Origin of the sequence: Hydrogeniiclostridium mannosilyticum (genome assembly GCF_003268275.1) — a bacterium.
GTDB lineage: Bacteria > Bacillota > Clostridia > Oscillospirales > Acutalibacteraceae > Hydrogeniiclostridium > Hydrogeniiclostridium mannosilyticum.
Window position 1 is genome coordinate 86,197 of record NZ_QLYR01000002.1, and the last position, 14,552, is coordinate 100,748.

General features: G+C 45.3%; 14 protein-coding genes. All 14 read left to right on the top strand.

What is annotated here, in order from left to right; translation table 11 throughout:
• The first annotated feature begins 78 nt into the window (after nucleotides 1-78).
• The 14 genes from DPQ25_RS14620 (at nucleotide 79) to DPQ25_RS05260 (ending at nucleotide 14,455) form a co-directional block, all read left to right on the top strand.
• A complete protein-coding gene (locus tag DPQ25_RS14620) occupies nucleotides 79-216 on the top strand; it encodes a hypothetical protein (RefSeq protein WP_177576855.1) in 138 nt (45 codons plus the stop codon).
• Nucleotides 217-277: 61 nt separating this feature from the next.
• Complete coding sequence (locus DPQ25_RS05195; RefSeq protein WP_112332124.1) at nucleotides 278-1,702, top strand: radical SAM protein; 1,425 nt, start codon at nucleotides 278-280, stop codon at nucleotides 1,700-1,702.
• A complete protein-coding gene (locus tag DPQ25_RS05200; protein ID WP_112332125.1) occupies nucleotides 1,699-2,463 on the top strand; it encodes a hypothetical protein in 765 nt (254 codons plus the stop codon). Before DPQ25_RS05195 ends, DPQ25_RS05200 begins: the two co-directional genes overlap by 4 nt.
• A 76-nt stretch (nucleotides 2,464-2,539) precedes the next feature.
• Entirely contained in the window at nucleotides 2,540-4,222 is a 1,683-nt protein-coding gene (locus DPQ25_RS05205; protein WP_112332126.1) for an ABC transporter ATP-binding protein, read from the top strand.
• Nucleotides 4,223-4,343: 121 nt separating this feature from the next.
• Nucleotides 4,344-5,873 carry an ABC transporter ATP-binding protein gene (locus tag DPQ25_RS05210; protein WP_262510510.1) on the top strand — a complete coding sequence of 510 codons (1,530 nt, stop codon included), beginning with the start codon at nucleotides 4,344-4,346 and terminating at the stop codon, nucleotides 5,871-5,873.
• Between the two features lie 411 nt (nucleotides 5,874-6,284).
• A complete protein-coding gene (locus DPQ25_RS05215) occupies nucleotides 6,285-7,451 on the top strand; it encodes a hypothetical protein (protein ID WP_112332128.1) in 1,167 nt (388 codons plus the stop codon).
• Nucleotides 7,452-7,980: 529 nt separating this feature from the next.
• A complete protein-coding gene (locus DPQ25_RS05220; RefSeq protein ID WP_112332129.1) occupies nucleotides 7,981-8,577 on the top strand; it encodes a minor capsid protein in 597 nt (198 codons plus the stop codon).
• Between the two features lie 16 nt (nucleotides 8,578-8,593).
• Nucleotides 8,594-8,887, top strand: a complete 294-nt coding sequence (locus DPQ25_RS05225) for a barstar family protein (protein WP_112332130.1) — start codon at nucleotides 8,594-8,596, stop codon at nucleotides 8,885-8,887.
• Nucleotides 8,888-8,969: 82 nt separating this feature from the next.
• Nucleotides 8,970-9,143: a barstar family protein gene (locus DPQ25_RS15305; protein WP_407928152.1), complete on the top strand. Its 174-nt coding sequence runs from the start codon at nucleotides 8,970-8,972 to the stop codon at nucleotides 9,141-9,143.
• 463 nt (nucleotides 9,144-9,606) lie between these two features.
• The gene (locus tag DPQ25_RS05235) at nucleotides 9,607-10,392 is read left to right on the top strand and encodes a hypothetical protein (RefSeq protein WP_112332131.1); all 786 of its coding nucleotides are present in this window, start codon (nucleotides 9,607-9,609) and stop codon (nucleotides 10,390-10,392) included.
• A gap of 25 nt (nucleotides 10,393-10,417) precedes the next feature.
• Nucleotides 10,418-11,008, top strand: coding sequence for a hypothetical protein (locus DPQ25_RS05240; protein WP_112332132.1), 591 nt, complete (start codon nucleotides 10,418-10,420; stop codon nucleotides 11,006-11,008).
• A gap of 518 nt (nucleotides 11,009-11,526) precedes the next feature.
• Nucleotides 11,527-12,675: a helix-turn-helix domain-containing protein gene (locus DPQ25_RS05250; RefSeq protein ID WP_112332134.1), complete on the top strand. Its 1,149-nt coding sequence runs from the start codon at nucleotides 11,527-11,529 to the stop codon at nucleotides 12,673-12,675.
• A 139-nt stretch (nucleotides 12,676-12,814) separates the two neighbouring features.
• Complete coding sequence (locus DPQ25_RS05255) at nucleotides 12,815-14,062, top strand: MFS transporter (RefSeq protein WP_112332135.1); 1,248 nt, start codon at nucleotides 12,815-12,817, stop codon at nucleotides 14,060-14,062.
• A 12-nt stretch (nucleotides 14,063-14,074) separates the two neighbouring features.
• Nucleotides 14,075-14,455, top strand: coding sequence for a radical SAM protein (locus DPQ25_RS05260; RefSeq protein ID WP_112332136.1), 381 nt, complete (start codon nucleotides 14,075-14,077; stop codon nucleotides 14,453-14,455).
• Nucleotides 14,456-14,552 lie beyond the last annotated feature (97 nt).

Genomic DNA, 14,552 nt, shown 5'->3' on the forward strand with positions numbered 1-14,552 from the left:
AATTTTTATAAATTTTAATTAAAATTGTTGACAAATATATGGTTTTATGATTTAATGTGGTCAAAGGAGGGATGGCAGATGGAATTTACAGATGCCGAATTAAACGAACTCAAAACGTTAGCAAAAGAATTAGAATTGTCTATCAATGACCTTGATGACATCGAGGTGCTGTGTCAATGCTCCCCGTGTTGCACCTCTTTCCAGCAAAGTTATTGATGTGATGAGGGCAGCGTATAATATGCGCTGCCTTTTTTAAAAATGGATTGGAGGTGATTAAATGCAGAACCCTATAGTAAAAAAGGAATTTACGGTTAGTAAATGGGAAGACTGTTATTATGTTATAGATAAAACAAAAAAACTTCCTGTGCTTAAAGTTGGTCGTTTTGTAGGGTTATTATTGTTACTTTGTAATGGCAAGAATGATGTCGAAAATATCATTTTGACCATGTCAAAATGTACAAGAGACAATAACTTGGAACTTAAAAAGAAGGTTATTGATACAATGGAATCTCTTCAGCTTTTCATAGAAGACGCTTCTGAACAGCGGAATTTCTCTGCGGAATCAAATTTGGTAGAAGAGCTTTCCACTATAGCAGAAAACTATCTTGAATTTCGAAAAGATTACCCATTGTATATTGATTTCTATTTGTCAAATAAATGCACAAGGAACTGCATTTACTGCTTTTCTGGTTCTCAGTCTAAAAATGAATCGTATGCAACTAACAATTTTTTGTCAGTTGAAAGATTTAAAGAAATTTCTTACGAGGCTCAAAACTTAGGGACAAAAACTTTTATTTTTACAGGTGGTGAGCCAATGCTCAATCCCTATATTTTTGACTATATACATATAGCCAGGTTATCTGGGATATCAGTAAAAACATCTACAAAAATGAAACTAAGCCAAGCTTTTACAAAAAAGTTGTTAGATGCTGGCCTATCTTCTCTGCAAGTAAGTATTGATTCTGCTAATAGCGAGATAGAGGATTTTTTAGTAGGCACAATAGGTGTGCTTCCCGAATTGGTGCAAACTGCTGAAAATGCCCTACATGTGGGAATTCCGCTTTCAGTTAGGTGTGTTATAACGAAATACAACGCTGATGAAATAGGTGATCTTTTAATATTCCTCCATGAGCGAGAAATGTTTAATGTCAGCTTTAGTTTTTGGGGAGAAAGTTGTGAAACCAAAGTTGGAAATTTTGGGGCCTCCATAGACCAAGTGCAACGCCTAAATAGTGTTATTGAAGAATTTCGCATTACGCATCCCAAAATGCAAATTCAATATAATTTCAGCTATTTAGATATTTTAACAGAGGAAAAATCGAATATAAATGCTAAAAATTATCTGAGAAGGCCTATTTGTATGGCTAGCGTTAACGGAATGAAAGTCCGTTCTGATGGAAAAGTTATGTTTTGTGACCAGGTTCAATATTGTGATGAACTTATTGTCGGCAATCTTCATACTGAAGGAATTCAGGAAGTATGGAAATCTTTAGAAATGATGAGATGGTTAAGTCCTTCAAGAGAGGGATTTCAAAAGACGTTGTGTTATTCGTGTGCAGATTTTGAATGTTGCTATAGACATAGGTGCCATAAGGATACAATTATAAAATACGGAACCCTTTTTGCTAGAAATGTATATTGTAACATGATAGCGGACTTATTTCCAATGCTGAGTGTGAAAAAGATGACTTTATATCCGTGAACGACGCAAATTATTTGCCGGATATAAAAAACCGATATTTTTTGTTAAACGAGTGTACTGTAACTGAACTTTACTATCCTTCTCGATGCTTGTTGATTGAAAAAGAAAAAGAAGCTTATATTATCTCGGGAAATGAAAAAAAGCTTTCCTATCATGCGCGGCAGGTTCTTAAGCGTTTTGTCCGTTCTATTTTTCATGAACAAGGCTTTTATTCTTTACATGCGGCAGCTATTGTGGAACAAGGAAAAGCATTTTTGTTCCCAGGAAAAACTCACAGTGGAAAAAGCACCATTCTCTTAAACATGTCGGCTGTTGGTTTCGTTCCAATGAACGATGATATTGTTTTCCTTAAAAAGCAGGCGAATGGAGCTATTCAAGTTGAGTCTGTTCCATTGTTAATACAAGTTCGAAAAAACTCTGACACTGTTCTTATGCCCGAGGTAAAAGACTTTCCATTCGGCATAACAACAATAGATCCATACACAAATACATCCTGTGCTATGGAAGCAGAATTGTCATGTGTTATTTTTCCAACAATCGTAACAGAAACAACTTTGATTCAAGAAATTGACCAGAATATTGCTAAAAAGCTCTTATTTGCAACATTTAACGCTCATGGAAGAATCGAGATTTCGGAAGAATTTGCTAAACTTTTTTACACTCTCCTTTCCGCAGATATGTACTCCCTTGAAATGGGAAACAACTGGAATTTTCTTATAAATTGGATACATAATGTTGCGAACAAGGATGATAAAAATTAAGAAACCTAGACCGGCCTGTAGTGTTAATAGGATACGGATTTGTGCCACCTGAACCTGAACAATAGGAGGGAGAGCAATGTACAGGAACATCTGCAAAAGTGCCAATATCGGTTGGAAGGAGGTCACTCTGACAGTGGTGCTGAAAATCGGCGTTATATCTGCCGCACTGCTTTCGGCACAACTCATCGGAAGGGTATTGGGGGCGATTCAGGAGGAGGAATCCATATCGGCAGGAGAACTAATTCTACTGGTAGTCGCGGTTCTGGGCGAGTTGTTCTTCACTCTTGCGAACACCCGGTTTTTTGGTCTTCAAACTCAGAAGGCGACCAATAATCTCTGCGAAAGAGCCAACGTTACCATTACCGGAGCTAACTACCAGCTTCTCACCCAAATCAGTGACGGCGATCTCTACCAGCGAGCCACTGAGGACAGCAAGCGGACAGCCAACTTCCTCTATCAATCTTCCGTGGGTCTCTTGTCCTCCGGCCTGACCTTCGGCGTCGGTCTGGTCTATCTAGCGCTGGTCAAGTGGTACCTGGCTCCCATATACGGAGCGATGTGGCTTTGCATCTTTGCTTTACAATTCTGGTTAAGCAAGTCTGCTGACACTGCTATGTCCGAGGTTTTTGCCAAAAATGCTGAAATAGGAGAGCAGTTCCGAGGACTTTACAGCCGAATAGGCCTGATCCGTTCTTATAACTACGAAACCCAAGCCCAGAAAAAACTGGAAGATGGTACTAAAGGCTATGTCGCCGCAACCAGAAACGTTTGGGCTAAGCGGAGTCTGTTGACCCTTCCCATGAGTATCCTCGCTTTCTTGCCGGTTTTCGTGATGTTTGTCATTTCCTCATACCTGACAGGCGTCGGCCAGATCACCGTAGCAGAGTTGGTTTCGGTCACCGTTTTGCTGGTCACCGTTGACTCCGGCATGAGTCAGATGCCGACCCTTTTCCTGGATTGGCGATCCAACAGAGCTTCTGCCAAACGTTATCTGGAGCTGGTCCTCCTTCCTCTGGAAACTCTTTCGGATACCCCAGAGAAACCCGGCAGAACCGGAGAAATTTCCCTTCAGAATGTTTCTCTTTCCTATGGGGATCAGCCTGTTCTCCGCAACGTTTCCCTGAAAATCCAGTCTGGAGAAAAGGTAGCTGTGGTAGGTCGATCCGGTTCAGGAAAATCCACTCTGATCAAGCTGATGGCAGGACTTCTGGTTCCCGATGAAGGAGAAGTCACCGTTTCGGGAAAGCGGCCGGATACGGAATTGGAGGTTCGCCAGGAACTAAGTTGCGCTTTCCAGCAGGGTGGCCCTCTTTTTCAGAGATCTGTCGCCGAAAACGTGAGTTACGGTCGGGAAAATGCAACTCCGGCTCAATTACAAAAAGCTTTCCGTAGCGCCGTCGTGGATTTTGTCTCCGACGAGACGGGAAACCGAAAGGCTTCCGAGCTTTCCGGTGGCCAGCAGCGTCGGGTGGAAATTGCCAGAGCCCTTCTGAAAGGTGGAGAAATTTTCCTTTTCGACGAGATTACCTCAGAATTGGACACTGACACCACCAATCGGCTTCTCGCTGGCCTGGCTGAAGAGACCGTTGGAAAAACCGTGGTTTTTGTTTCCCACGACTGGGCGGAAATCCAACAAGCTGAGAGGATACTGGTTGTGGATCAAGGTCAGATCGTCCAGGACGGAAAGACGGAGGCTCTTCTCCAGTCCGAGGGACTTTTCCGAACACTCTTTCTTAGTGAGGTGACCCACCATGAGTGAAAAAAAGAAACAGCCTTTCAGGGAATCCTTCACAATCATGAGACGAATCGGCGCCTTTCTCGTCCCCCAATTGGCTCTATACGTCCCAGCCCTTCTTATTTGGACCTCTCAAGATTTTGTTATGCCCTATTTTCTCGCAAAGCTTCAGGAGAGTTTGACTGAATTCGCATTAGGCGCCAGTGCCAATAGCTTTTTGTATATCGTTCTGGGGTATGTTCTGGCCTTTTCAATTTATCTTGCAATTTTCTGCGTTACCGCTTATCTGGTTATGGTCATTCAGGAGCAGTCCAAATGCCGTCTCTGGAACCGGTGCTTTCAAAAGCTTCTGCACGCTAAAAAAACCATGAAAACAGATGATGCCGTTATTCGTTTCTCCAACGATGTAACGACGGCAGCTATTTCCACCTACGGCACCATTTCCAGCCTGCTTCAGAGTCTTATCGCCCTGATAGGAAGTCTGGTGATAGTTTTGCAGGTTCATTGGCTTTTGGGACTGACAGCTGTGCTCATTGGCCTTTTGAATGTTTGGATCAAGCGACATTTTGTGGGAAAATTACGTGCCGTCGGCCAGGAACTTCGAGAAGCCGAAGTGAGTGCCCAGTCGGAAATCACCGACAATATCGCCAATAAAATTGCCGTCCGTCTCTTTTTGCTGGCTGGCCGCCGCGGAGGGGAGCTTAGCCAAAAACTGGAGAGCATCACTCTGACCAACCGAAAAAAAGTCTCACTAGACACCCGATTTTCCTGTCTCACCTACTGCCGCAAGTGGATGACCTACGGCGGTATCTGCCTGATGGGAGGCTTGTTGATCTACCACGGCCAACTTACTCTACCCGCTCTGATTCTGGCGCTGGGAGTATTGCCCCAAGTCGTCATAAAAATTGGCTTTCTCATCGACATAGTTGCCATGTATCAGGCTTCCCTGCCTGCCTGCAACCGGGTCATTGAGATACTGGACATGGAAGAAGAGGTAACCGGTACGCCTCTGCCGGAAACCTCTCCCCAGATTCTCACCTTTGCTCATGTTACCTTTCGCTATCCCGGCGGAGTTCAGGATGTTCTCCAGGATGTAAGTTTCACCCTCCACAAGGGAGAAAAGGTAGCTTTGGTGGGTAGCTCCGGCAACGGAAAATCCACTCTCCTGAAGCTGGCTGCGGGCGTGTTGCGCCCTGACAGCGGAAGAATTTCCATAGACAGCATCCCCCTGGAGGAGGCAGATCCCCGCCAGTGGCGGCGTTGCTTCGGTTATGTAGATCAGTCCGCTGATTTGCTGCCGGGAACAGTTCGTGAAAACGTGGGTATGGGCAAAGAGAATGCCTCTGATCATGAAATTGAGAGAGCCTTGTCAGAGGCAGGAATTGCCGATTTCGTTTCAGACCGGAGTCTTGGCCTGGACACGCCCGTTGAAGGTGGGGATGCCGCTCTTTCCGGGGGTCAGAAGCAACGAACTGCCCTTGCTAGGGCGCTGCTGCGCCGAGAGAAGATTCTCTGTCTGGATGAGATCACCTCCGCCCAAGACACCAGTCTCCGGAAGGAAATGGCAGCGCTTCTTTTCCAGAAAGATCTGACCGTCTTGGCTGCCACCAACGACCCCACTTTCGCCCGGAATTTCGACCGGATTCTCACCCTAGAAAATGGACTCCTGCGGTAAAGGAAGAAGAAAACGCTACTTGATCGGATGACAGTATTTTGAACAGTTTTTTATGGATTGTTTTAAACACTGTTGTCCTTTTTATTCCATATTTAGGGCTGCCTTTCCAAATTTGCGGTCAGCAATTAGATGGCCGCATTTTTTCTATTTTGAAGTTTTGCTGCTGTGTTGGCAACAGGTACCTATTTCATGATAGCCAGACACGTCGGGGGACACTAGTGTCGTTTGCTTACAAACAAGATCAATGCCTGTGCGTTGCTGCCAACTTTTTACGGGACGCCCTGCGGAATAGAGTACCTTTTTCATACGGTAATTTTTTATTAAAATCATACTTTTTATTTACATTTTATGTGGAATATAGTATTATTAAAACAAAAATCGTTGTTTTTATGTAGAGGGGGGAAGGCAATAATGTCACAAAATGCAATGAAAGTAACTGTAAAATTTCAAAACAATGAATTCTTTGCTTCAGCAAATATTAACTGTCCCAATAATACAGAAAAAGAACTTTCTTTTATCCTTAACAATGATTTGGTTATTACTTCGATATTCGGAGAAAATATAACATATCAAAAAACTGATACAATTTCACCAACCTTCAGATCGTTATCACAAGTAATAAAAGTAACAGGAAATGAACCCATTCAGAATATTACTATTGCATATTGTGGTTCCGTGCAGTTTGATTTAGAAAAGAGAAAAAATTGGCACAATATTGTAACAGATGATTTTGTTTCATTAAGTTTTTATTCGGCTTGGTATCCTCAGGAAATGTCTATTGATATATCTATAGATAAGGTAATTATTGAAGATGGACAGCGTTGGTTCGTCATAAAAGGTACTTATAATGATAAAAACTCAACATGGGAATATGGAAATCAGGGCTTTGATCCATATAATATTGTCGCTTATAACCGTGCTTTAATGAAAAAAGTATCGAGCGAATATATGAGTATATATTTTCTTGATGATAGTATTGCTTTACAGGCAGAAAAAGCAAATGAAATTTATAATGATATCGTAAACTTTTATAACGGTGATTTATTTCAAAAGATTAATATTTCTACATTAGACATTGCTTGTGCCTGGCCATTTATAACTGTAGGTGGTGCTTATAGGCGAAAAGATTTTATGTGGTGTACCTCATTAGGAAACAGCGAAGCTGAAATTAGTTGGTTATTTGCACATGAAACTGCACATATCTGGTGTGCCGGTGCTGATACCGGCAGTTGGGAGGATTGGCTCAACGAAACGACTGCGGAGTGGGCCTCTTTATTGTTTGCCCTGAAAAACAATGATACCAATCTCTTTAATTATATTTTACAGCCTAAAATTGAGCAGTCTACTACACTGCCGCCTATTAAAACACTTGATGGAACACGGCCTGATGGGGTGCATGACAAAGGGACTGTACTTTTTTATAAAATTTATAACGATATTGGTTTTGATAGCATGAAAAAAGTTATCAGATGCTTTACAGACCTGGAAAATAAAAACACATATGGATATCTTAACGCTCTGCGGAAAAATGGGTTTTCGCATGTTGCTGATGTGATTAAAGAAAATTTGGAAAAATAAAAATTATTTAAATCGGCGTCGATCGTCCTCCCTTTTCGAGAGGTGTGAGAGTTCAGCTCTCTCTGCCGAAACCGCAAAAATATCTTTTTTACCGCCGAAATAAAAACTAAGTCCGAACGCAATTCGCGTTGACATTTAGTCTTTTGCCTAAACGGAACGCTCGCGGCGGGGGCGGCATCTAAAGTGTCCACCCCTGACAAATGGGCCGGTCATAATAGATGACCGGCCCATTTTTTAGGTTTCATGCGGGTTTGTGGGCTTTTTAGAGCCCACAAAACAAAAACAGTTTTCCATAGATGTCTTTTCCATAAAATGGAAAAACAAGGGACTTTCACAAGCAGATGCGGGGCTTCCGCCTGATTTTCAGGCCGGAGGCCCCGTTTTCCTTTTTGTGATGGATTTTATCTGTTAAGGTATGAATGAATTGTAAATATTATTCTCAAGTTGCATAAAACAGTGTAACTTTTATGCGATTTTTCAGGAATAGTGAAAAGACTTTATCTTTATTACAAAGTAAGGAAGTGTTATAATGTATGTAAAAAAGATGTGTGGATATGTCGTTTCAGCAAATATGCTCTGTGTCTTGACAAAAGGCCGGTTGGATTCCTATTCGCCGCCCACACAGGAAAGCCGGACTTATAAGAATTGGGTTGCGGTGCTCGACTTGAAAACCTGTCTGGAATGCCGAGCCCGCCACGGTCAAATTTATCGGATGGATGAGACGCCGGACATAGAGCCGCCGCTTCACCCGAACTGCCGGTGCGAGATAAAACCAATGGATGCGGTGATTGCCGGACAGGGAACAAAGGACGGACAAAACGGCGCGGATTACTGGATGAAGTATTTTGCAGATTTACCGGAGTACTACATGACAGAAAACGATTTAAGAGAACTTGGATGGAGAAAGGGAAAAGCGCCCGCAAAATTTGCGCCGGGAAAAATGGTAACGAAGGGAATTTATAAAAATCAAGATCATCATTTACCCCAAATTCCAGGACGGATTTGGTACGAGGCGGACATTAACTATTACAGCGGGCAGCGAAACCGGCATCGCCTGCTATGGTCAAACGACGGATTGCTGTTTGTCACCTACGATCATTATGAAACATTTTTAGAAATTATTTGAAAGGAGTCTACGCACCATGAAAAAAGAAAAGATCATTACGCTGGACTTAACCGGGTGCAAGTATTTGGGGGAGATTCACCAGAGAATTAAAAAGGCCTTTGATTTTCCCGATTTTTATGGAGAAAACTGGAGCGCATTCGATGATTTACTTTGGAGTGAGTGTGACGCAGATAAGGTGATTGTCTTGGGAGAAAAGGCTGTATCGGAAGAGCTGAGACCGAGCGTTAAAATGATATATAAGATTTTAAAGGAATTTCAGGAACACTGTGCTAAATATGACGAGCAGGTGGAGATCGAAATACGCAGCTAAAGATTACTTTCAGCTATATTTCTTTCCTGTTTGCTATTTGTAGATATGATGGTTCTGTAAATTATCAAAAGGAGCGGTACGCATGAAAAAAGAAAAGATCATTACGCTGGACTTAACCGGGTGCAAGTATTTGGGGGAGATTCACCAGAGAATTAAAAAGGCCTTTGATTTTCCCGATTTTTATGGAGAAAAACCGTCCTTCCGTCTTCACCGTAAATGTCGTAGCTGTCAAACAGTGAGAAGAAGCGCTGTTTAAATAATAATTTCATCTTGTCTCCCTTTTTCCGTCCCCTTTAACCTGCTTCTTTAAATTTATGATACCAAATTCCCGCGGTAATCGCAACACCAGGCCTTCACCTGTTCTGAGTCTATTTCTCATTCATTCGGGACTTAGGAGTTATTTTCTACTTCATTTCAAATTAAAGGTTAAGCTTTTATCGACTAATACTGCCAAATAAATGCAAAATACAACTATATATTCTCATCTGTTTTATTGATTTCATTAATTTTTAAAAATTGTGTACTAAATCACATAAATCTATTTACATTTTATATAAATAGTATATAATTGGACTGAAAGATAAACCTGATATCGAGGTGATTCCAATGCAGAATTAATCTTAAAGTCAAAATCTTAAAATTGAGTCCAGCGATATAATCACTATACTTACACAGAAAAAGCAGGAACTCAGAAGTTGTTGATATAGGGAGGAATAACAATGAAGAAGAAACTATTGTCAACTATACTTTGCCTATCTTTATTATTTTCTCTGGGAGTAACAAACGCATGGGCTGTGCAGGACTCTTCCAATCCTGTAAAAACAGCCTCGCCCGAGTCTATAGATGCAGGCGAAACCTATTCCATGACCGGTGCCGACCTGTCGACATCTCTGAAAAAAAATATTGAAGAGGCAGGTGTTCCCGTCTGTGACGATTCAGACATTCAGTTGCTTCCTGTTGAGTCGTCCGCAAATGGCACCGGAGAGGCCTTGGTGGTAACCAATACCGATGGCCCGACAATGACCAAGGATGTTCTTCTCCTCGTGGATGATGACGGCGAGGCTGGGCTTGAAAAATCCGGCGATGTCAGCACCAGGGCGGGCTCAACAGCGGAGTTCCCTCCACTTTCTTGGGATGGAAGATATGTTGTCCGTGCAACCGCTGTGTATGATGTATTTAATTATTCCTATTATCGTCCTACTGCTGCATATTTTACCTATAAAAAATATCAAGAATGTAATTTAACTGCTATTAGGGTTCATTACACATGTGGTGGTTTCTGGTACTCATACCCAGGATTCCAAAAAGTTGATCCTAATGAGGTAGAGTATGTAATTACGGTTAATCAACCAAACCCGGTTCCATCTACAATGTATATGACTAATCGTACCTTCCCTTACTCAAATAGAGTTATCAACCCAACAGGTTCACTTTCTGCTGGACAATATCTAACATTCGATATTCAGATAGACCGAGTTTGGAATGACTACACCGTAGCGCTATAACTTCATTAAACGAGGAGAATTTGCGATGAAAAAGCGCTTTACAAGAATAACCGCCCTGATCTGTCTTGTCCTTGCACTTGTTTTTGCCACTGCCTGCCAGCAGACGGCTGCCGGCGGGCTGCCCGACCATAAAACCATTGAGGCCTACGAAGCGCAGTACGGAAACGCCGCGGCGGATGTTACGGCTGCCCTGAAGCTTTCTGAAAGCGATTATACAACGGACGGAGCCCACTCTCCCGGAAACCTGGTCCTGACCGCTAAGAAAGAGCTGGCGGGCAAGGCGTTTACCGAAGAACCGCTTTTTATGCGCGCGGATCCGCAAACGTTTTACGGCGTTGACTACATTTTAGGCGAATTAGACCCGGGACAGCTCGCAGCTGTGGCGCAAACCCTGCTGGCAGATGCAAAGGCAGCCTACGGCGAAATGTCTACCTACCCGGGTTTAGACAGCCGGCTTTCCGCCGAGGGAATCATGGAAAAAATCAAAAGCGGGACATCCGGCAGCTGGACAGAAACCTGGAATGTTGGAAAAAATACCGTGCTCACACTGAGAGCTGCTGTCTCCGAGGGCGTCGGAAGCATCGGCCTGCATTATCAGATTGAAGCAGCAAAATAAAAACAGCGAACGAATACAGCGCCCAACATAAAAGCACATCCCGTGCCAAATTCCTATTTACAGCAGCCCGGAGGCCTTGCCCGCCCCGGGCTCTGTTTATGCCGGGCAAATGCCGGCGGCATTCTGCTGTTGCCACAGGCGCAATTTTATGTGTCGTAGGGCGCGGTTCGTGCGGCCGGTACAGGCCGTGCTGTTCTGCGTGCTCAGTATAATATTTGTGCTCTTAGCGGTCATAGGGGCGGAGGCCGTCAACAGCTTTTTTAAGTAACCAACGGTTGGGCTGCGTGCAGGGCAGAGGGCAGAGAGTCCTGCGGTTTCCCCAAAGCCGGTATACAATACCGGGCTTTGGGGCTTTTTATCGCCTTTTTGCCCGCAGGCATAGGGGCTCACAGCGCTGCCGGTCTACTACCTCTTATCAACCGGCGGTTGATGCTTTCATGGTTTGTTGAAACTGTCTCTCCATTTTTATATCCGCAGGGATATGCTATAGTAAGATTAAAATTTGGGAGGTGTATAAAATGATTGACAAAATGGACGTGGGTAAAAGGCTGAGTGCTCTTCGCAAAAGGGAAGGGTATTCACAGGCGGAGTTTTCTGAGCTTCTGAACGTCAGCCCGCAGGCGATCAGCAAGTGGGAAACTGGCGTATCGCTGCCGGACATCGGCACGCTTCTGGATATGTCCTGGATTTGCAAGGTCTCAATCAACAGCATTTTGGAGGGGGACGATTACACCGAGGGCATCGGCAATATCGGCAGAGAGCATGTTTTTATGGACAAGATTCTCCTATGCCCGCAATGCCGCCAGCCGTTAAAGCTGAAAAAGGTTTGTGACAGCCCCATTACCTATGCATGCGACAGCGGACATAGTTATGCGGTGGTTGACGGCGTTTTGGATTTCAACACCAGGGAAATTCCTGGGGAACTGTGGTCCCTTGCATTTCGCAACTATGAGGGGTATTTGCGCGAGCATCACCGGCCCCAAAATCCCAATTACAGAAGGGGCCTGAGCCAGGCCGACGTCATGTGGCAGGCGATTGAGAAGAAGCGGCCCAAGGTGATCCTGGACATGGCCTGTGGTCAAGGGATGGGGATCAAGCAACAGATTGAACGGATCAACTGGCCGGTGACGATTATCATGGTGGACATCAGCCACCGGATTTTGAAGTGGAACAAGGTTTTTTATGCCACAGAGTGTAGAAACCCGTTTGTCGATATGGTATATTTGGCTTGTGACGGCGCCAATCTGCCGCTGAAGGACGGCTCGGTCGACCTGGTGTTTTCCTATGGAGGCTATGAGAGTATGCAGGCTAAAATGATGGCCGGGCTCAGTGAGGCGAACAGGGTTTTAAAGGACGGCGGCTGCAGCGTTTATACAAAATCGGTCGTCGAGGATTTTGAGAGCGAAAACTCTAAGGCCTGGATGAACCTGCTGCTTTCCGCCGTATCGGGAGATGAAGAGGCCTGGTGGAAGAAAGAGCTGGTGAATGTGCAGCAATGGGAGGAGTACTGCCGGGCGGTAGGCTTTAAGGAAAACGCCTGTACGAAAATTTACGGGGAGCTGCCCGCGCCGGACACGGAGGTATTTCCCTTTGAAAATGAAATGGCGCAGTGGATGGCGGAGTATGTTTTTGTGTCCACAAAGCTGCAGAAGGGCCGGGCGGATTAATTCGAGCGGTTTAAAAGCGGTGGAAAATCCCGGGCTTTGGCCCGGGATTTTTATTTCTTGCAAGCCGGTTCATACTCAGGTATAATAAAGAAACGAATCAATAAAAAGCCGGGCTGTAAAATGAGCCTAAAGGAGATTTATGGAAAAAACCTGGAAGAAGAAAGCCGGATTGTTCCTGACCAGCCAGGCGGTTTCGCTGTTTGGGTCATCCCTGGTTCAGTATGCAATTATCTGGTACATCACCCTTGAGACGCAGTCCGGCGTTATGACGACGCTGGCGACCCTGTGCGGCTTTATCCCACAGGTGCTGATTTCCCTGTTTGCCGGCGTGTGGGCGGATAAATACAATAAAAAGAAGCTCATCATGCTGGCGGATGGCACGATTGCCCTTGCAACCCTGGTCATTGCCATTTTATTCCTGGCGGGCTTTGACTTTATCTGGCTGCTGTTTGTAGTGTTGTGTATTCGCTCCTTCGGCAGCGGTATTCAAACGCCCACGGTGACCTCCTTCATTCCCGAGATTGTACCCGAACAGCATCTGATGCGTGTAAACGGCATCAATACCACGGTTCAATCCATTATGCTGATCATCTCCCCGGCTGTCAGCGGGGCGCTGCTGGCAAACGTGGAGCTGGAATATATCTTTTTTGTCGATGTTATCACCGCCGTCATCGGCATCTCGGTTTTCTCGTTTGTACAGGTGCATTATCAGAAGCGGGATCAGGGCAAGGTCGATTATTTCGGCGCGATCAAGGAGGGCATCCTCTACACCAAAAACCACCGCTTTGTCTCGCGCATGATGATTTACCTGGTGCTTGCCAATATCCTGATGGCGCCGCTCTCCATTCTCAATCCCCTGATGGTCACCCGTTCCTTCGGCGCCGAACCCTGGTACCTGACTTTGAATGAGATGATTTTTTTCATCGGCAATATTCTTGGCGGCGTGCTGATTTCCTCTTGGGGCGGGTTCAAAAATAAAATCCACACCATTGGACTGGGCTGCCTGCTGTGCGGGGTCTTCTCCGTTCTTATGGGCCTGCCGCTCGGCTTTGTGGTGTACCTGGTATGGATGGCGCTGACGGGCCTGACCATGCCGATGGTCAACACCCCCTTTATCACGCTGTTTCAGGAGCATGTCGACCCCGATAAGCAGGGGCGGGTGTTTTCCTTGATCTCGGTTATTACCGGGGCCGTTATGCCGTTGGCGATGGTGTTCTTTGGCCCGCTGGCAGACTATGTTAAAATTGAATACATCCTCATTGCCACAGGCCTGCTGTTTATGGCAGGGTCGTTCTTCCTGGTCAGGGATAAAGTCTTTCAGGAGCTGGCGCACAAGGGCGGAATACCCGCTCAGGAACAGCCGGCGGAGCCCGGGGCGCAGGAATAGGGAGGGACGCGCATGAATCCAGCTTTTAGAAATCTTAGGCGTCTGGAGTTTTTGGTCACGCTGGCCTGTACGGGCCGCTGCAAGCGTTGCTCCGAGGGAGAGCACGCGTCCACGGGCGGGCATATAGACGGCGGCGCGGCGGTACGGGCTGTTTATAGCCTGTGCGGGGCGTTCGGTATAGATTCCCTTATGACTTTTGGCGGGGAGCCGCTGCTTTGCATTGATGAGGTCTGCGAGATTCAGGCTGCGGCTCAGGAGATGAGTGTTCCCAAAAGGCAGCTGATAACAAACGGTTTTTTCAATAGGGATGAGAAAAAAATAAGAGAAGCCGCCCTGAGGCTGGCTCAAAGCGGCGTCAACGACCTGTTGCTGTCCGTCGATGCATTCCACTAGGAGGCCATTCCGCTTGAGCCGGTAAAGAGCTTTGCGCGGGCGGCGAAGGCCGCCGGCATCCCGGTTCGCGCGCACCCGGCCTGGCTGGCTGGTTGGC